Raw genomic sequence first — 17,339 nt, 5'->3', positions numbered from 1 at the left:
TCGCGCGAGCCGGGAGTAACCTGTTCTGCAGGAGAAATAGGTGCTCACGCTCGGCCTCCTGCTCGTGCTCGCGGGCGCCGCGCTCGCGGCGGCGGAAGCCCACGTGCCGAGCCACGGCGCGCTGGGCGCGAGCGCCGTGCTCGCCCTCGCCACCGGTGTCGCGCTGCTGCTCTCCGCCGCCGGCTCGGCCACGCTGGTCGCCGCCTCCGCCGGCCTCGGCGTCGGCCTCGCGGGGGCGGTCGCGCTCGCGCTGATCGTGCGCAAGGCGCTCGCCACGCGCCGCATGCGCGCGTCCAACAGCCTGATCGGCCGGGTGGGCGTGGCGCGCGGCACGGACGCCGTGTTCGTGGACGGCGGGCTGTGGCGCGCCCGCGGTTGGGGTCTCGACGGCGATCCGCCGCTCGCGCGCGGCCTGCCGGTGGTCGTCGAGAACGTGAACGGCCTGACGCTGATCGTGCGCCCGGCCGAGGAGTGGGAGGTGGCCCCGTGATCGAGGCGCTGTTGGTGACCGTCGTGTGCGTGTTGGCGATGCTGCTCGTGCTGGCGGCGGCGTCGGTGCGTGTGCTGCGCGAGTACGAGCGCGCGGTCGTGTTCCGGCTCGGGCGGGTGATCGACACCAAGGGCCCGGGCCTGGTCCTGCTCGTGCCCGCGATCGACCGGATGGTGCGCATCTCGCTGCGCACCGTGACGCTGAACGTCCCGCCGCAGGACGTCATCACCCACGACAACGTCCCGGTGCGCGTGGACGCCGTCGTCTACTTCCGCGTCGTCGACCCCAAGTGCGCCGTCGTCCAGGTCGAGAGCTTCCTGAAGGCGACGTCCCAGATCGCGCAGACGACATTGCGGTCTGTGCTGGGCAAGGCCGACCTCGACTCGCTGCTCGCCGAGCGCGAGACGCTCAACGAGGAGCTGCAGAAGATCATCGACGAGCAGACCGAGCCGTGGGGCGTGAAGGTGACCACGGTCGAGATCAAGGACGTCGGCATCCCCCCGGCGATGCAGCACGCCATGGCCCGCCAGGCGCAGGCCGAGCGCGAGCGGCGCGCGAAGATCATCAACGCCGAGGGCGAGTTCCAGGCCGCGGCGCGACTGGGCGAGGCCGCGGACGTGATCTCGAAGAACCCGACGACGATCCAACTGCGCTACCTGCAGACGATCAGCGAGATCGGCAAGGACAACTCGACGGTCGTGTTCCCGCTGCCGATGGACCTCATCAAGCCGCTGCTGGAGGCCGGCCGGCCGGAGCTGCCGCGCGGCAACGAAGCCTCACCACTTGTGAACGGACAGCCATCGGAGCACGCGCGCTCGTAACATTCGGCGCGCACAATGGACCTACTCGAATATCAGGGCAAGCAGCTGTTCGCCCGCCATGGGGTGCCGGTGCCCAGCGGCGCCCCCGCCACCACCGTCGAGGAGGCCGTCGCGGCGGCCGACGAGATCGGGTATCCCTGCGTCGTCAAGGCGCAGGTGCAGATCGGCGGCCGCGGGAAGGCCGGCGGCATCAAGGTGGCGCAGAACCGCCAAGAGGCCGAGGAGCACGCGAAGAACATCCTCGGGATGGACATCCGCGGGCACACGGTGCACGAGGTGTGGATCGAGGCGGCGTCCGAGATCGCGGCGGAGTACTACGCGAGCATCGTCTTCGACCGCAGTGCCAAGCGCCCGCTGGTCATGCTCTCCACCCAGGGCGGCATGGACATCGAGGAGGTGGCGGAGAAGGACCCGAAGGCCATCGCGCGCCTGCACGTGGACCCGCTGCTCGGCTTCCAGGACTTCCACGCGCGCCGGCTCGCGTACGAGGCCGGCGTGGACGCCGACGTCGTCCGCCCGCTCGGCGCGCTGCTGACCAAGCTCTACACCGCCTTCGTCGAGGAGGAGGCGATGCTGGTCGAGGTCAACCCGCTGATCGTGACCGCCGACCGCAACGTCGCCGCGCTGGACGCGAAGGTCACGCTCGACGGCAACAGCCTCTTCCGCCACCCGGACAACGCCGCGCTGCGCAACACGGCGGCCGAGGACGAGCAGGAGCGGATGGCGCGCGAGCGCGGGCTCACGTTCGTCAAGCTCGACGGCAACGTCGGCATCCTCGGCAACGGCGCCGGCCTCGTGATGTCGACGCTCGACGTCGTCGACCAGGCCGGCGGCCAGCCCGCGAACTTCCTCGACGCGGGCGGCGGATCGAAGGCCGAGGCGATCACGCAGGCCGTCGAAGTCATCCTCTCCAACCCGAACGTCACCGCCGTCCTGTTCAACATCTTCGGCGGCATCACGCGCTGCGACGAGGTCGCGCGCGGGCTGATCGAGGCGTTCGACCAGATCAAGCCGACCGTGCCGTTCGTGGTCCGCCTCGACGGCACCAACGACAAGGAGGGCCGGCAGCTGCTCGCCGACGCGAACCTCCCCAATGTCCATACGGAGGCGACGATGCTCGGCGCCGCGAAGAAGGTCGTGGAGCTGGCTGGCTGATGGCGATCCTGGTCACCAACGACACGAAGCTGTGCGTCTCCGGCATCACCGGCCGTGAGGGCACCTTCCACACGCTCAACAACCGCAACTACGGGACGAACGTCGTCTCCGGCGTCACGCCCGGCAAGGGCGGCCAGGACGTCGAGGGCATCCCGGTGTTCAACACGTTCCACGACGCGGTCAGCGAGACCGGCGCGAACACGGCGATGATCTTCGTCCCGCCGCGTTTCGCCGCCGACTCGATCCTCGAGGCCGAGGACGCCGGCATCAGCCTGATCATCGCGATCACCGAGGGCATCCCCGCCCACGACGAGCTGCGCGTCTACAACCACCTCGCCAAGAACCCGAACGTGCGCCTGGTCGGCCCGAACTGCCCGGGCATCCTGTCGCCGGGCAAGGCCAACGTCGGCATCATCCCGGCCGCGTTCTTCTCCGAGGGCAACGTCGGCGTCGTGAGCCGCTCCGGCACGCTGACCTACCAGATCGGCAACGAGCTGGCCCAGGCCGGCTTCGGCAACTCGAGCATCGTCGGCATCGGCGGCGACCCGGTCCCCGGGTCGAGCTTCATCGACATCATCGCCGAGTTCGAGGCCGATCCCGAGACCGAGCTGATCGTGATGGCGGGCGAGATCGGCGGCTCCGCCGAGGAGGAGGCGGCCGAGTTCATCAAGGCCAACGTCTCCAAGCCGGTCGTCGCCTACATCGCGGGGTTCACCGCACCGCCCGGTAAGACGATGGGCCACGCCGGCGCGATCGTCTCCGGCACCGCCGGCACCGCCAAGGCCAAGCAGGAGGCGCTGGAGGCCAACGGCGTCCGCGTCGGCCGCACGCCCACCGAAGTCGCGCAGATCGCGGCCGAGATCGCAGGCTCGCTGAAGTCGGCGTAGAACCACCTGGCGCGGCGGGGGCGCATCCTTTGCCCCCGCCACGCGTTGTAACCGCCCGGTGGGGCTGCCGCCCCCCCGAGACCCCCCCGCTCCACGATGCCCCGCTTCCTTCTCGCCCTCGCCCTCCTGCTCGCCCTTCCCGCGCCCGCGTTCGCCGCTGCCGGTGACCCGGACACGGACTTCGGCCGGCGCGGAACGGTGACGCTGAAGGCCACCGACGCCGACGCGGTCGGCTTCGCGGTCAAGGTCATCTCCGGCAACCGCGTGCTCGCGGGCGGGTCCGCGGCGGGCCAGCTGGTCGTGCTCAAGCTGCGCGCGTCCGGCTCGCTGGACAGCACGTTCGGCACGCGCGGGCAGGTCGTCCCGGCGCTGCCGGGCACGTCGCTGGACGGCGTGAAGGGCATCGAGACCGTGCGGGACGGGCGCGTCGTCGCGTCCGGCACGTTGCGGCTCGCAGACGGCTCGACGCGCTTCGTGACGCTGCGGCTGCTGCCGAGCGGTGAGATCGACCCGAGCTACGGCGCCGGCCAGGGGTACGTGCTCAGCGGCCCGAACGACGCCGTCCTGCACGCGATGACGATGAACCGCGACGGCGTCGTCTACCTCGGGGGCGAGAGCAACGGCGCGCCGTTCATCATGCGCCTGCTCGGCGACGGCACGGTCGACCCCGCCTTCGCCAACCCCGCGCTCGGCCTGACCGGCCGCGTGACGGGCCTGCTGATCCGCCCCGACGGCACGCTCACCTACACGGTCGCCACCGGCGCCGCGGCCTTCACCGTCGTGCGCCTGAACGCCGCCGGCACGCTCGACCCCGCCTGGGGCGGCACCGGCGTCGTCACCCACGTGCTCAGTTCCGGCACCGGGCCGGACGTCGGCGCGATGGCCGTGCGCCAGGGCTCGGCCACCACGACGCTCGTCGCCGGCACGGACACCACCGCCGCCGGCACCGCCCGCGGCGCCGTCGTCCGCCTGAATGCCGACGGTTCACTCGACACGGCGTTCGGCTCCGACGGCATCACGCGGATCTCCCGCTCGGGCCGCGACCTCCACGTCACGTCGATGGTGCGCGACCGCTCCGGCCGCATCCTCGTCGCCGGCACCGGCCGCACGCCCGACTCGCTGCTCGTCCGCCTGCGCGCCAACGGCGCCCGCGACGCGCGCTTCGGCAACGGCGGCCTCACCTTCCCCGTGCTCGGCGCCCCGCCCGGCGGCACGCCCGTCTTCACGCGCTTGGACGCGATCGACGTCGCGGGCAGCAAGGCCGTCGTCGTCGGCTCCGCGGCCGGCCCGGGCCGGCTCGTCCGCAGCATCAACGGCACCACTTACACGGGCCGCTTCGCGCTCACCGTGACGCGATTCGACTGACCCGCTCGTGCAGCCACGGCACGTGCGGCTCGTGCTCGGGCTTCATCAGCACTGAGCGCAGCACGCGCGCGCCGTCGGCGTCGAGCTCGACGTCCGGATGCGCGGCGGCGAACGCGTCACGGCCGATCCGCAGCGTGGAGAGGAACACCGGATCCTCCTCCGTCATGCCGGCCTGCAGCACCTGCTCACTCGCCGCGTCGATCTCCGACGCGCGCGACCGCGTCGGGAAGTAGGTGAGGATGTCGAGCTCGGGCTCGCGGTGGAGCGTGAGCGCGTCCGAGCCGCGGATCAGCTCCGCCCACGCGCGCGCGGCGCGCACGCCCGCGGAGAGGATCGGCGCGAGGTCGAGCGAGCGCAGCGTCAGCCACAGCGCCGCCGCCGCGGCGCCCGCGCGCGAGCACTCCAGCGAGATCTCGCCCAGGTGCAGCTCGGCCGAGGTGAAGTACGTGTACGGCGAGTCGTGCTTGTACAGGCGCCCGACGCCCGGGTCGCGGAACAGGATCGCGCCGCACCCGTAGGGCTGCAGCCCGTGTTTGTGCGGGTCCACCACCACGCTGTCCGCGCGCGCGATGGCGCGGAACGGCTCTCCGTCGATCAGCCCGGAATCGGCCAGCAGCGCGAAGAAGCCGCCGTAGGCCGCGTCGACGTGCACGCGCACGCCGTACTGCTCGCGGAACGTGACGGCGCGGGCGACGTCGTCCAGCGTGCCGGTCCCGGTCGTCCCCGCCGTCACCACCACGGTGCCCACGCGCCCCTCGCGGCACAGCGCCTCGACCGCGTCCAGGTCGATCCGTCCCTGCACGTCCGCGGGCGCCTCCAGCCCGGTCACGCCCAGCACGGCGCACATGCGCGAGTGCGTGTAGTGCGCGTTCGCCCCGTACACCACCGCCTTGCCCGGGTGCAGCTCACGCGCCACCCACAGCGCTTCGAGGTTCGCGATCGTGCCCGAGGAGGTGAGGTGCCCGAGCGTGTCGTCCGGGAAGCCGAACATGCGCGCCAGCCACGCGACCACCTCGACCTCCATCGCGGACGTCGCCGGCCCGCCGTCCAGCGCATGGTTGTTGGCGTTCACGTGCAGCGCCGCGGTGTAGGCAGCGATGGCCACGGGGTGCGGCGGCTTGAGCATCTGCCCCGCGTAGCGCGGGTGATGGAACGGATAGCTCGTCCCCATGCGCTCGACGAACTCGCCCCAGGCGGCCTCGAACCGCGCGGCGTCGGGCTGCAGGGCGGGATGCGACGGAGCCGGCTCCCGCCAGCTCGTGACAGCGTCGCGGGCACGATCGAGAAAATCCACGGTGCGAAAAATATCCGCGAGGGGGGAAGGTCCGTCACATCACGCCCGCTCGCCTCGTGACGCCGACATGACCCGCATCCTCCCCACCCTCCTGCTGACCACCACCCTGGCCGTCGGCGGCGTCACGCCCGCCGTCGCGGCGGACAAGACCGGCGTCCGAGCGGTCTGCGCCGAGTCCACCTACGTCATGCACAAGCCCGGCAAGACCGTGACCGGCACCCTGTTCAAGGACCAGAAGATCCGCGTGACCCGCTACAGCCCTTCCGGCCGGTGGGCCTATGGCGACGCCCGCGGCAACGCGAAGCGCAAGGGTTGGGTCAAGACCGCCGATCTCTGCCGGTAGGCTCCGCCGGTGAACCCCGCTCTGCGCCTGCGCTCGGACGACCACCTGGTCCGGCTGTTCCGCGCGGGGCGGGAGGACGCCTTCGAGGCGATCCACGACCGCCACGCGCGGCGCCTGCACGCCGCCGCCGCCCGCGCGCTGCGCACCCACGGGGGCGACCCGGAGGGCATCGTCCAGGAGGCGTTCATCCGCGCCCACCGGGCGCTCCGCGGTGAGCGCGCGCCGGCGGAGCTCAAGCCGTGGCTGCACCGCATCGTGCGCAACCTCTGCATCGACGAGCTGCGGCGCACGCGAGCCGTCTCGCTCGACGATGACGACGACGAGATCCAGGTGCCGGCGGGCGAGGACGTCTACTCGACGCTCAGCCGCCGCCACGAGTTGCGCGGCCTGATCGACGACCTCGCGGACCTGCCCGAGCAGCAGCGCGCCGCCCTGCTCATGCGCGAGCTCGACGGGCTGACCCACGACGAGGTCGCGAGCGTGCTCGAGATCACACCCCAGGCATCACGCCAGCTCGTCATGCGCGCCCGCACCAGGCTCAACGCCGCCGCTGAGGCGCGCGACGCCGCCTGCGGCGACATCCGCGACGACCTGCTTGTCGCGCACGACGAGAAGCGCCGGCCGTCCGAGCACGCGCTGCGCCACGTCCGCGGGTGCTCCGCGTGCGCCGAGTTCCGCGCGAACCTGAAGGCCACGCGCAGCCGCCTGCGCGTGCTGGTCCCGCCGATCGGCTTCGGCCCGCTCGGAGGTCTGTTGTCCGGCCTCGGCGGTGGCGGCGGCGTCGCCACCAAGGTCGTGGCCGGAGGCTGCTGCGCGGTGCTCGCCGCGGGCGGCGCGACGGCCTGGGTCGCCGGCCAGACCGAGGTCGTGCGCGACCGCGCTCCGGCCGCGGAGGGCGGCGGCCGGGCCCTCATCGGCACACCGATCCGCAAGGGCAGCGCCCTGCCGCCCGACGTGGCGATCGCGAAGCTGACGGTCGAGCTGCCCGCGCGACAGCGCACGTTCAAGCGGCTCAGCGCCCGCGTGAGCTGCCCCGCCGGGATGGTGGCCGCCGGGCTCGCCCAGCCGCGCACGCAGGACGGCAAGCTCGCGCTCGAGCACCTCGCGATGTACCAGATCTCCAAGGCCGACCACCGCCGTCTCGCCCGCGGCCGACCGTCGCGCACGACGGAGATCGAGTACGCGGCCCAGCGCCGGGACGCACCGCTCGTGATCAGCGTCGGCACGCTCTGTAAACGCCGCTAGGCTCCACGCCTATGGCCACGATCTCCTTCGCCCGTGGGGCGCCGTCGCTCGACATCGTCGACGTGGAGGGCCTCAAAGAGGCCTCCCGACTCGCCTTCGAGAACGACCCCGCCGGGACGACGGCGTACGGGACGAGCGTGGGCTACGTGCCGCTGCGCGAGTGGATCGCCGAGCAGCACGGCGTGGCCGTCGAGCAGGTGCTCGTCACCAACGGCTCGATGCAGGCCGACGCGTTCCTGTTCGAGTTGCTCGTGCAGCAGGGCGACGCGGTGATCGTCGAGAACCCGACCTACGACCGCACGCTGCTGAACCTGCGCGGCCGCGGCGCGGACGTGCGCATGGTCGACCTCGAGCCCGACGGCATCAGCATCGACGCGCTCAAGACGGTGCTCGGCGAGGCCGTGCACCCGAAGCTCGCCCACATCATCCCGAACTTCCAGAACCCCGCGGGCTACACGCTCTCGGCCGAGAAGCGCACGGCGCTGCTGGAGCTCGCGGTCGAGCACGACTTCACGATCTTCGAGGACGACCCGTACGTGGCGATCCGCTTCGAGGGCGAGTCGATCCCGACCATGCTCAGCCAGGACGACGCCGGCCGCGTCGTCTACGCGTCCTCGTTCAGCAAGACCGTCTGCCCGGGCATCCGCGTCGGCTACCTCGTCGGGCCGCAGGCCGTGATCAAGCAGATCCAGACGCTCGCCACCAACACCTACATCTCGCCGAACATGGTCGCGCAGTCGATCGTGAACCAGTTCGCACGCTCCGGGCGGATGGACGGCGCGATCGAGACGGTCAAGACGAACCTGAAGGCGCGCAAGGACGCGGTCGTGAACGCGCTCCAGCGGGAGATCCCCGACGCGACGTTCGCCAACCCGTCCGGCGGCTACTTCATGTGGGTCGAGCTGCCCGAGGGCGTCGACGTGGCCGAGCTCGAGAAGGCCGCGGCCCAGCGCGAGGTCCAGTTCGTCAAGGGCACCGACTTCGGCGGCGGCCCGAACACACTCCGCCTCGCCTACTCGGGCGTCACGCCGGAGCAGATCGATGAGGGCATCACCAAGCTCGCCGAGGCGCTCAAGAGCCTTGGAGTCGCAGCTTCATAGGTACGGCGACGACCCCTCGCAGTACGGCGTGCTGTACGGCGAGGGGCCGGTCGCGGTGGTCATCCACGGCGGCTTCTGGAAGGCCCAGTACGGGCTGGACCTGATGGACGACCTGTGCGCCGACCTGGCCGCGCGCGGGTGGGCGGCGTGGAACATCGAGTACCGCCGGCTCGGCAACGGCGGCGGCGTGCCGGAGACGCTCGACGACGTCTGCGCCGCGATCGAGTTCCTCGAGCACCTGCCCGTGGACCGCAGCCGCGTCGTGACGATCGGCCACAGCGCCGGCGGGCACCTGGCGGCCTACGCGGCCACGCGCGTGCGGGTGACCGGCGTCGTCTCCCAGGCCGGCGTGCTCGACCTGGCCCGGGCGCGCGAGCTGCGATTGTCGGACGGCGTCGTGGATCGCTTCCTGGGCGAGCACCCGACGTCGGTGGCCTCGCCGATCGAGCGCCTGCCGCTCGGCGTCCCCACGCTGCTCACCCACGGCGGGAAGGACGACATCGTGCCCGTGGAGATCTCACAGCGCTTCGCCGCCGCCTCCGGCGCAGCGCTGATCGTCGAGCCCGACGAGGACCACTTCGGCCACATCGACCCGGACAACCCGCTCTGGAAGGCGGTGCTGGCATGGCTGTGACGCGCGCCGACGCCCTCGCGCTGGACGCGAAGGACCCACTCGCGGCGTTCCGCGAGCGCTTCGTGATCGAGGACGAGCACAGGCTCTACCTCGACGGCAACTCGCTCGGCCGGCTGCCGAAGGGCACGCGTGAGCGGCTGCACCGGGTCATCGACGAGTGGGGCTCGGAGCTCGTCGGCGGCTGGCACGACTGGATCGACGCGCCCACCCGCACGGGCGACGCGCTCGCGGAAGTGATCGGCGCCGACCCCGGCACGGTGCTCGTCGCCGACAGCGTCACGGTCAACCTGTTCAAGCTCGTCAACGCGATCCTGGAGACGCAGCCCCATCTCCGAAAGCTGGCGACCGACCAGGACAACTTCCCCACGGACCGCTACGTGCTCGAGGGCATCGCCCGCGCCCGCGGCCTCGAGCTGGAGATCTTCGACGTCGACCCGCTGCTGGGCCCGCAGCCGTCCGACGTGCCGGAAGACGCGCTCACGGTGCTCTCGCACGTCGCCTACCGCAGCGGGGCGCTCGCCGACATGGCCGCGTTCCCGGACACGGTGATCTGGGACCTCAGCCACTCGGCCGGCGCGCTGCCCGTGGACCTGCGCGCGATCCGCTACGCCGTCGGCTGCACCTACAAGTACCTCAACGCCGGCCCGGGCGCGACGGGCTTCCTCTACGCGCGCGACCCCGACGCGCTGGTCACGCCGATCCAGGGCTGGTTCGGCCAGGCGCGCCAGTTCGAGATGGAGCGCCCGTACGAGCCCGCGCCCGGCATCACGCGCTTTCTCGCCGGCACGCCACCGATCCTCGTCCTCGCCGCGGTGGAGGAGGGCGCGCGGATCACCGCCGAGGCCGGTATCGAGGCCATCCGCGAGAAGTCGATCGCGCAGACCGAGTTGCTGATCGCGCTGCACGACCAGTGGCTGCAGGCGCTCGGCTTCACGCTCGGGACGCCGCGCGAGCCGCATCTGCGCGGCTCGCACGTCTCCCTCCGGCACGAGGAGGCCTGGCCGATCTGCAAGGCGCTGATCGAGCGCGCCGACGTCATCCCGGACTTCCGCGGCCCGGACTCCGTCCGGCTCGGCATCGCCCCGCTCTACACCCGCTTCGTCGACGTCTACGACGCGCTCGAACGCCTGCGGGACCTCGTCGAGCGCGGGGTGCACCGCGAGATCGACGTGGCCGTCTCGCGCGTGACCTAGGCCGACATGGCCTCTTCGGTGCGGCGCTGCAGCTCGGCCTCGTCCATGTCCTCGATGTGCGTGCAGATCATCCAGCGGTGGCCGTACGGGTCGCGCAGCGAACACGCGCGGTCGCCGTGGAAGGTGTCGTTGGGCGGCGTGACGGACGTCGCGCCCGCCGCCACCGCCCGGTCGTGCAGCGCGTCGCAGTCCTCGGTGTAGATCATCAGCGCCACCGGGACGGGCTCGTCACCCTTGGGCGCGACGGAGCCGTACTCCGGGAAGGCGTCGGAGACGCCGACGATCGAGGTGCCGATCTGCAGCTCGGAGTGCATGAGCTTGCCGCCCATCACGAGCTTGAGCCGGACCTGCGCGCCGAACGCGCGCTCGTAGAAGTCCAGCGCCTCGACGCCGCCTTCGACGGTGAGCTGGGGCGTGACGGTGTGAAATCCCTCGGGAATCGGCTTGACGGTCATTCCACGACCGTAGGCGCCGCTCAGCCGGCCGTATTGTAAGAACGCGCCAGGGCGTCCACGGCTGCCTGGCGCACGCCCTCGTCGAGGTCGGCGACGAGCCGGTCCCCCAGCGCGTCCGCCTGCCGCAACGCCTCGGTGCCGGCCTCCGTCAAAGTGACGACCGACCGTCGCCGGTCGGTCTCCGAGCGCTGACGGGCGACCATGCCGCGCCGTTCGAGCTCGTCGATCACCGGCACGATCTGCGCGGGCAACAGGCCGCAGAGCCCCGCGAGCTCCTGCTGGGAGGGCGGCGCGTCCTCGCTCAGCACCGCGAGGACGATGTACTGGCGCCCGCTCAGCCCGATCGCGGCCAGCGGGTCCTCGGCGCGGGCCATGATCTCGTTGCCCAGCTTCACGAGCAGCAGGGCCGACCGGCTGAGGGTTCCGCGGGACAGCATGTCCTCGCAGGGTAGAGTCTCGGAAAAATGATTCATGACTTGAATCATTCATCGTAGCGGCGTAAGGTGCGCCGCATGAACGTTCACGAAGAGAATGATTCACGCGCAAAATGGCTTGCACTCGCCGTGCTGGCCATCGCCCAATTCATGGTCGTCCTGGACGTGACGATCGTCAATGTCGCGCTCCCGGCCATCCAGACCGACCTCGGGTTCAGCGCCGAAGGGCTGCAGTGGGTGGTCAACGGCTACACGCTCGCGTTCGGCGGCCTCCTGCTGCTGGGCGGGCGGATGAGCGACATCCTCGGTCGCCGGCGCTTGTTCCTGATCGGGCTCGGGCTCTTCACGGCCGCCTCGCTGGCCGGCGGTTTCGCCACCTCCGACGGCCTGTTGATCGCCGCTCGCGCGGTCCAGGGGGTCGGCGCCGCCCTGCTGTCCCCGGCGGCGCTCGCGCTGCTCACGGTCACGTTCCCCGCCGGCCGTGAACGCAACATCGCGCTCGGCGTGTGGGGCGCGCTCGCCGGCATCGGCGGCACGCTCGGCGTGGTCGCCGGCGGCGTGCTGGTCGACTCGCTCGGCTGGGAGTGGATCTTCTTCGTCAACGTGCCGGTCGCCGCGCTGGCGATCGCGGCCACGCCGATGTTCATCACCGAGAGCCGGCGCGTGCAGGCGGACTCGAGCTTCGACGTCGCCGGCGCCGTGCTCGGCACCCTCGGCCTGCTCGCGGTGGTGGGCGGGGTCATCCGTACGGAGGCCGCGGGCTGGGGATCCGCGGAGGTGCTGAGCCTGTTCGCCGCGGGCATCGCGCTGCTCGCGGGGTTCGTCGCGGTCGAGGCGCGCGCCAAGGACCCGCTCGTCCCGCTGCGCCTGTTCCGCGTGCGCGGCCTGAGCGTCTCCGCGATCGCGCTCGCGCTCAACGGCGGCGCGTTCCTCGGCATGTTCTTCCTCACCGCGCTGTTCCTGCAGCAGGTGCACGGCGACTCCGCGCTGGAGGCCGGCGCGCACTTCGTCCCGATGGGCATCGCGGCCATCGCCTCCGCCGTCGTCGGCGCGCAGCTCGTCACCCGCTTCGGCACGCGCTCGGCCTACCTGGGCGGGACGACGGTCGGCGCCGTGGGCCTGCTCCTGCTCAGCCAGGCGGGCGCCGACTCCAGCTACGCGGGCGCGCTGCTGCCCGGCCTGATCGTCTTCGGCCTCGGCCTGCCGCTCGTCGGCGTGGCCAACCAGATCGCCGCCGTCGCCGAGGTCCCGCACGAGGACGCGGGCGCGGCGTCGGGCGTCATCACCGCCGCGTTCCAGGTCGGCGGTGCGATCGGCCTCGCGCTCATCTCCACGGCCGCCACCACCCGCACCGGCGACGCGCTCGCGGCCGGCGCCGCCCAGGCCGACGCGCTGGCGCAGGGGTTCGAGCGCGGGATGATGATCGCCGCGGGGCTGGCGATCGCGAACCTCGTCGTGGGCCTCATCCGCGCGCCCCGTATCCAGCCCGACGCGGCGATGGTGGCGGAAGCTAGCGTCTGAGTTACATTCGGAACGTGCTCAACGTGGATCGGCGCGGCATCGTGAACCCGGAGGAGGCGGGTCGCCACTACCGCCTCACCCGGGTGCCGCCGTCCGCCGACCTCGCCCACCTGGTCGAGCGCCACTGGATGGTCGAGTGGGACCTGGACGAGCCGTACACGGCGCAGATCGTCACCCACCCGAGCGTCAACATCGCCTTTCAGGACCCGCCGACGATCCACGGCGTCTTCACCGGCCGCTTCGACCGCGAGCTGACCGGGTCAGGCCGCGTGATCGCGACCAAGTTCCGCCCCGGCGGGTTCCACGCCTTCCACCCCGTCCCCGCGCACACGCTGACGAACCAGGTCATCCTCGCCGACACCGTCTTCAGCCGCCCGCGGCCGCGAACGTTCGCCGAGATCGAAGACGTGCTGCGCGCGCACGGCTGGACCGACGACCCGCGCATCGACGAGATCGTCGCGCTCCACAGCGCGATGCTGGACGACCCGGCGATCACCCGGGTCGAGCACCTGTGCGCGCACGCCGGCTACTCCAAGCGCACGCTCCAACGGCTGTTCCGCGAGTACGTCGGCGTCACGCCGAAGTGGGTGCTCGACCGCATCCGCCTGCACGAAGCCGCCGAGCGGATGGCGGACGGCGAAGCGGACTGGGCAAGCCTGGCGCTCGACCTCGGCTTCTTCGACCAGGCGCACTTCATCAAGGCGTTCAAGGCGGTCGTCGGCCGCTCGCCCGCCGCCTACAGCGCGGCTTCGACCGTGGGGAAGGTCGGGTAGGTCTTGTCGAGCCCCGTGATCTTCAGCATGCGGGCGATCGAGGAGTCCGGCGCGATCACGAGCCTGAGCGACAGCTGGCGCGACCGCAGCTCGTCCCCGAGCGAGAACATCAGGTTGATGCCGGCGCTGTCCAGGTAGGTCGTGGGCGTGAGGTCCACGACCAGCACCGACGACTGGTTGGTCACCAGTCCGCGCACCGCGGCGCCGACCTCGGCGACGTTGGAGGCATCGATCTCGCCCGTCACGACGGCGACCGGGAAGTCGCCGTGCCATTCGACGTCCACGCGCGCAAGCTCGCTCACGCCGCCTCCCGCCCCAGCGTCCGCCGCAGCTCCACGCGTGTGCCCTCCTCGTCCTGGGTTACGTCCACCGATTCCATCAAGGCCCGCATCATCGAGATTCCGCGCCCGCGATGCGTTCCGCGTGGCTCGCGCCAGCTTCCGCGGTCACGGATCTGGAAGCAGATCTGCCCGTTCTCGCAGCTCCCGATGACCTCGTAAGTGGCGTCCCCGGGCGCGTACGCGTGCTCGACGGCGTTCGCGGCGGCCTCCTGCACGGACACGATGATGTCGTAGATCTCGTCCTCGGCCGCACCCCAGCGCCCCAGCCAGCGGCGCAGCAACGGGCGCATGGTCGGCAGCGTGTCGGCCGTTGCGGGCCATGTGGTGCGCAGCGTGTCCGGCAGCAGCTCCAGCCGGGCGCCGAGCACGGCGACGTCGTCGTCGGCCGCCGTGCCCCGCACCGCGCCCTCGGCGATGTTGAGGCACAGATCGCTGAGGTCGTCGGAGACCTCCACCAGCGCGCGCAGCCGTTCGAGCCCCGCCTCCACGCCCTCGCCGCGGACCTCCACGGCGCCGTCGGTCGCGAGCAGCAGGACGCTTCCGGCCGGGAACTCGAACGTCGCCTCGGGGAACGTCGCCGCGACGGACACGCCCAGCGGCGGGCCACCCTCGACCGCCAGCACGACCGTCTCGCCGGCGGGACCGCGCATGATCGGCGGCAGGTGACCCGCGCTCACGAGCGTCGCCCGCTCGCGCTCGAGGTCGACCACCGCGTAGGACAGCGTGGTCATCTCGTGCTGGCCGAGCGTGAGCAGCAGCCGGTTGAGCCGGTCGACGACGCCGGCGGGTGGGTGCCCATCGAGCGCGTAGGCGCGCAGGCCGGTGCGCATCTGGGCCATCATGGCCGCGGCGCCGATGCCGTGGCCCATCACGTCGCCGACCACGAGCGCGATCGCGCCGCGGCCGAGTGTGAACGCGTCGTACCAGTCGCCGCCGATGCCGCCGCGCCGCACGGCGGGGCGGTAGCGCGCGGCGAGCTCCAGGCCGGGCACGCTCGGCAGCTCTTCCGGCACGAGGCTGCGCTGCAGCATCTCCACCACGCCGCGCTGGTGGAAGGAGCGCGCGCGCTCGATCGCGGTCGCGGCGCGGTCGGCCGCCAGCTGCAGCAGGTCGGCGTCGGCGCTGTCGAACATCCGCGGCGTGAGCGTGCCGACGTGCAACACGCCGATCACGACGTCGGCGACGAACAGCGGGACGCCGAGCATCGAGCGGATGCGCTTCTCGCGCAGGATCGGGTTGAGGATGTCGGCGTGGTCGACGTCCTCGATGAAGATCGCGCGCCGCTCCGCCGCGATCCGGCCCGCGAAGCCGCCGCCGACCGGGATCCGGACCCCCTGCTCGACCTCCTCCTCGATGCCCTTGGCGGCGGTCGCGACGAGCCACTCGCCGCTCTCGTCGAGCAGCAGGAACGCGGCCGTGTCGGTGCCCAGGATCTCGGCGATCCGCTCCAGCAGCTCGTTGAGCAGCTGGTCCAGCGGCAGATAGGCGAGCGCGACGTCGGCGACGCGCTGAAGAGCCCGCAGCTTGTGCAGTTCGTCGTGCTGGGACGGCACCGCCCGGAGACTTTACGGGGAGAAGACCAGCACGATGTACACGAAGAACACGAGCAGGTGCACGGCGCCCTCGAGCACGGTCGTGCGCGGGCCGGAGAAGGTGACCACGCTGAGCAGCAACGTGAGCGCGACGAGCACCATCCCGGTCGGGTCGAGCCCGAGGATGACCTGCTCGCCCGTGATCAGGCCGATCGTCAGGACGGCGGGAAGCGTGAGGCCGAGCGTGGACAGGCAGGCGCCGAGGCAGAGGTTCACCGTCCGCTGCAGCTGGTTCTTGCGGGCCGCCTTGAGCGCACTGATGCCCTCGGGCGTGAACACGATCAGCGCGATCAGCACGCCGCTGAGCGCGATCGGCGCCCCCAGCGCCTTGATCTCGGCCGTGACGACCTTGTCCAGGCTCTTGGACAGCAGCACGATCGGAAGCGCCGCGGCGAGCAGCAGCGCCACCCACTTGGCGATCGTGCGCGCGTTGAGCTCCTCGGGCTCGTGCTCGTCGGACGCGCCGTGCATGAACAGGTCGCGGTGCCGGCCGGTCTGGATGCGCAGGAAGAAGACGTAGAGGACGATCGTCGCCGCCGCGAACAGGACCGCCTGCGTCGTCGACAGCGTCGGCGCGTCGGTCGAGGTGGTGACCGACGGCAGGATCAGCGCGATTACGCCCAGCGGAATGATCACGCTCAGGAACGCGGACGCGCCCGGGAGGCTGTAGTCCTGCTCGTGGTGCTTGAGGCCGCCGATCACGAGCGACAGGCCGATCACGCCGTTGAGCACGATCATCATCACCGCGAACATCGTGTCCCGGCCGACGGTGGGCGCGTCGCCGCCGAGCATCACCGCGCTGATCAGCATCACCTCGATGCCGACGATGCTCAGCGTCAGGATCAGCGTGCCGAACGGCTCGCCGAGCATCTCCGCCAGGTGGTCGGCGGCGACGATCACGCCGTACGCGCACCACAGGATCACGGCCAGCAGCCAGACCAGGAACAGCGTCGCGATCGGGACCGAGTCCAAGTTGGACTTCGAGAGCAGGTCGTCCCCGAAGAGCTGGAAGGCGATGACGGTGCCCCAGCCGGCGATCAGATGCTTCATGCGAGCTCGCCGAACGTCGCGGCCACGATGTCCCAGTCGCTCGTCGGCTCCGTGTCCTCGGTCGGGCGCGGGACGAACGCCGTGCGCAGGCCGACCGCGCGCGCCGCGGCCAGGTCGTCGTTGTGCGCGGCGACCATGCAGACCTCGTCGTACGGGAGGCCGAGCGCGTCGGCGCTGGCCCGGTACACGCGCGGGTCGGGCTTGTACGCGCGCGCGATCTCGGCGCCGAGGATGGCGTCCCACGGCAGCTTCGCGTACTTGGCGAGGTTCACGGACTGGGCGATGTGGCCGTTCGAGCAGGGCGCGATGATGTGGGTCTCCTTGAGGGCGGTGAGGCCGGCGACGACGTCCGGCCACGGGTCGAGCCGGTGCCAGGCGCGGACGAGCGTCTCGCGGTAGCGGTTGGGAAGATCGCTACCCAGCTCCCTCAAGACCTGGTCAAGCCCGATCCGGTGCAGCACGTCGAGGTTCACCCACGGGCGCGCGCCGCTGCGCACGGTCTCCAGCTGCGGCTGGTACTGCGCCCGCCACAGGTCCGCCGCCTGTTCCGGGAGCCCGAACCGCGCGCAGTGCCGGATCATGCTGCCGCGCCAGTCGACCGTCGTGCCGAACACGTCGAAGATCAGCGCCTTCACAAGCTGCATAC

Annotated in this window: 19 protein-coding genes; 12 read left to right on the top strand and 7 right to left on the bottom strand. The window is 71.6% G+C overall.

All coding sequences use genetic code 11. The features are described from left to right. Positions 1 to 40: 40 nt before the first annotated feature. From OJ962_RS16305 to OJ962_RS16285, 5 genes are all read left to right on the top strand, one after another. A complete protein-coding gene (locus tag OJ962_RS16305; RefSeq protein WP_202954936.1) occupies positions 41 to 490 on the top strand; it encodes an NfeD family protein in 450 nt (149 codons plus the stop codon). A gap of 38 nt (positions 491 to 528) precedes the next feature. After that, positions 529 to 1,311, top strand: a complete 783-nt coding sequence (locus tag OJ962_RS16300; protein ID WP_238931755.1) for a slipin family protein — start codon at positions 529 to 531, stop codon at positions 1,309 to 1,311. Positions 1,312 to 1,326: 15 nt separating this feature from the next. After that, positions 1,327 to 2,466 (top strand): ADP-forming succinate--CoA ligase subunit beta, encoded by a 1,140-nt coding sequence (gene sucC / locus OJ962_RS16295; RefSeq protein WP_202954934.1) that lies wholly within the window; start codon positions 1,327 to 1,329, stop codon positions 2,464 to 2,466. Beyond that, entirely contained in the window at positions 2,466 to 3,353 is an 888-nt protein-coding gene (gene sucD, locus OJ962_RS16290) for a succinate--CoA ligase subunit alpha (RefSeq protein WP_202954933.1), read from the top strand. The genes sucC and sucD overlap by 1 nt, the downstream gene beginning before the upstream one ends. 96 nt (positions 3,354 to 3,449) lie before the next feature. Further along, positions 3,450 to 4,718 (top strand): delta-60 repeat domain-containing protein, encoded by a 1,269-nt coding sequence (locus OJ962_RS16285; RefSeq protein ID WP_202954932.1) that lies wholly within the window; start codon positions 3,450 to 3,452, stop codon positions 4,716 to 4,718. On the opposite strand, the gene OJ962_RS16280 is transcribed toward OJ962_RS16285, so the two are convergent. Next, entirely contained in the window at positions 4,696 to 6,012 is a 1,317-nt protein-coding gene (locus tag OJ962_RS16280) for a pyridoxal phosphate-dependent decarboxylase family protein (protein WP_202954931.1), read from the bottom strand. The genes OJ962_RS16285 and OJ962_RS16280 overlap by 23 nt on opposite strands. Positions 6,013 to 6,079: 67 nt before the next feature. Here OJ962_RS16280 and OJ962_RS16275 point away from each other — a divergent pair, with 67 nt between their 5' ends. Genes OJ962_RS16275 through OJ962_RS16255 form a run of 5 tightly spaced genes read left to right on the top strand, consistent with a single transcriptional unit; the run spans position 6,080 to position 10,527 of the window. Then, a complete protein-coding gene (locus OJ962_RS16275; RefSeq protein WP_202954930.1) occupies positions 6,080 to 6,355 on the top strand; it encodes a hypothetical protein in 276 nt (91 codons plus the stop codon). 9 nt (positions 6,356 to 6,364) lie between these two features. After that, complete coding sequence (locus tag OJ962_RS16270) at positions 6,365 to 7,600, top strand: RNA polymerase sigma factor (protein WP_202954929.1); 1,236 nt, start codon at positions 6,365 to 6,367, stop codon at positions 7,598 to 7,600. An 11-nt stretch (positions 7,601 to 7,611) separates the two neighbouring features. Beyond that, positions 7,612 to 8,700, top strand: coding sequence for an aminotransferase-like domain-containing protein (locus OJ962_RS16265; RefSeq protein WP_202954928.1), 1,089 nt, complete (start codon positions 7,612 to 7,614; stop codon positions 8,698 to 8,700). Beyond that, positions 8,681 to 9,334, top strand: coding sequence for an alpha/beta hydrolase family protein (locus OJ962_RS16260; protein WP_202954927.1), 654 nt, complete (start codon positions 8,681 to 8,683; stop codon positions 9,332 to 9,334). The genes OJ962_RS16265 and OJ962_RS16260 overlap by 20 nt, the downstream gene beginning before the upstream one ends. After that, positions 9,325 to 10,527 carry a kynureninase gene (locus tag OJ962_RS16255; protein ID WP_202954926.1) on the top strand — a complete coding sequence of 401 codons (1,203 nt, stop codon included), beginning with the start codon at positions 9,325 to 9,327 and terminating at the stop codon, positions 10,525 to 10,527. The genes OJ962_RS16260 and OJ962_RS16255 overlap by 10 nt, the downstream gene beginning before the upstream one ends. Here OJ962_RS16255 and OJ962_RS16250 read toward each other — a convergent pair. Both OJ962_RS16250 and OJ962_RS16245 read right to left on the bottom strand, forming a co-directional pair. Next, on the bottom strand, positions 10,524 to 10,982 hold the full coding sequence (locus OJ962_RS16250; protein ID WP_202954925.1) for a VOC family protein: 459 nt from the start codon (positions 10,980 to 10,982) through the stop codon (positions 10,524 to 10,526). The genes OJ962_RS16255 and OJ962_RS16250 overlap by 4 nt on opposite strands. Positions 10,983 to 11,002: 20 nt before the next feature. Beyond that, complete coding sequence (locus OJ962_RS16245) at positions 11,003 to 11,419, bottom strand: MarR family winged helix-turn-helix transcriptional regulator (protein ID WP_202954924.1); 417 nt, start codon at positions 11,417 to 11,419, stop codon at positions 11,003 to 11,005. Between the two features lie 126 nt (positions 11,420 to 11,545). Here OJ962_RS16245 and OJ962_RS16240 point away from each other — a divergent pair, with 126 nt between their 5' ends. After that, positions 11,546 to 12,937 carry a DHA2 family efflux MFS transporter permease subunit gene (locus OJ962_RS16240; RefSeq protein ID WP_270006479.1) on the top strand — a complete coding sequence of 464 codons (1,392 nt, stop codon included), beginning with the start codon at positions 11,546 to 11,548 and terminating at the stop codon, positions 12,935 to 12,937. A 14-nt stretch (positions 12,938 to 12,951) separates the two neighbouring features. Continuing rightward, complete coding sequence (locus OJ962_RS16235; protein ID WP_202954922.1) at positions 12,952 to 13,710, top strand: helix-turn-helix domain-containing protein; 759 nt, start codon at positions 12,952 to 12,954, stop codon at positions 13,708 to 13,710. On the opposite strand, the gene OJ962_RS16230 is transcribed toward OJ962_RS16235, so the two are convergent. The 4 genes from OJ962_RS16230 to OJ962_RS16215 are packed head-to-tail and all read right to left on the bottom strand — an operon-like array spanning position 13,674 to position 17,337. After that, positions 13,674 to 14,012, bottom strand: coding sequence for an STAS domain-containing protein (locus tag OJ962_RS16230; RefSeq protein ID WP_202954921.1), 339 nt, complete (start codon positions 14,010 to 14,012; stop codon positions 13,674 to 13,676). The two genes, OJ962_RS16235 and OJ962_RS16230, sit on opposite strands and share 37 nt — an antisense overlap. Next, positions 14,009 to 15,604 carry an ATP-binding SpoIIE family protein phosphatase gene (locus tag OJ962_RS16225; RefSeq protein WP_202954920.1) on the bottom strand — a complete coding sequence of 532 codons (1,596 nt, stop codon included), beginning with the start codon at positions 15,602 to 15,604 and terminating at the stop codon, positions 14,009 to 14,011. The genes OJ962_RS16230 and OJ962_RS16225 overlap by 4 nt, the downstream gene beginning before the upstream one ends. Positions 15,605 to 15,616: 12 nt before the next feature. After that, complete coding sequence (locus OJ962_RS16220; RefSeq protein ID WP_202954919.1) at positions 15,617 to 16,693, bottom strand: calcium:proton antiporter; 1,077 nt, start codon at positions 16,691 to 16,693, stop codon at positions 15,617 to 15,619. Then, positions 16,690 to 17,337, bottom strand: coding sequence for a haloacid dehalogenase type II (locus OJ962_RS16215; protein WP_202954918.1), 648 nt, complete (start codon positions 17,335 to 17,337; stop codon positions 16,690 to 16,692). Before OJ962_RS16215 ends, OJ962_RS16220 begins: the two co-directional genes overlap by 4 nt. Positions 17,338 to 17,339 lie beyond the last annotated feature (2 nt).

This window comes from Solirubrobacter deserti (genome assembly GCF_027587175.1).
GTDB lineage: Bacteria > Actinomycetota > Thermoleophilia > Solirubrobacterales > Solirubrobacteraceae > Solirubrobacter > Solirubrobacter deserti.
Note: the sequence above shows the minus strand (reverse complement) of the source record. Positions and strands in the feature narration are given on the sequence as shown.

Coding starts and splice junctions, on each gene's coding strand:
- OJ962_RS16300 (WP_238931755.1), top strand. CDS start 529: ATGCTGCTCGTGCTGGCGGCGGCGTCGGTGCGTGTGCTGCGCGAGTAC.
- OJ962_RS16265 (WP_202954928.1), top strand. CDS start 7,612: ATGGCCACGATCTCCTTCGCCCGTGGGGCGCCGTCGCTCGACATCGTC.
- OJ962_RS16275 (WP_202954930.1), top strand. CDS start 6,080: ATGACCCGCATCCTCCCCACCCTCCTGCTGACCACCACCCTGGCCGTC.
- OJ962_RS16215 (WP_202954918.1), bottom strand. CDS start 17,337: ATGCAGCTTGTGAAGGCGCTGATCTTCGACGTGTTCGGCACGACGGTC.
- sucC (WP_202954934.1), top strand. CDS start 1,327: ATGGACCTACTCGAATATCAGGGCAAGCAGCTGTTCGCCCGCCATGGG.
- OJ962_RS16285 (WP_202954932.1), top strand. CDS start 3,450: ATGCCCCGCTTCCTTCTCGCCCTCGCCCTCCTGCTCGCCCTTCCCGCG.
- OJ962_RS16220 (WP_202954919.1), bottom strand. CDS start 16,693: ATGAAGCATCTGATCGCCGGCTGGGGCACCGTCATCGCCTTCCAGCTC.
- OJ962_RS16255 (WP_202954926.1), top strand. CDS start 9,325: ATGGCTGTGACGCGCGCCGACGCCCTCGCGCTGGACGCGAAGGACCCA.
- sucD (WP_202954933.1), top strand. CDS start 2,466: ATGGCGATCCTGGTCACCAACGACACGAAGCTGTGCGTCTCCGGCATC.
- OJ962_RS16245 (WP_202954924.1), bottom strand. CDS start 11,419: ATGCTGTCCCGCGGAACCCTCAGCCGGTCGGCCCTGCTGCTCGTGAAG.
- OJ962_RS16250 (WP_202954925.1), bottom strand. CDS start 10,982: ATGACCGTCAAGCCGATTCCCGAGGGATTTCACACCGTCACGCCCCAG.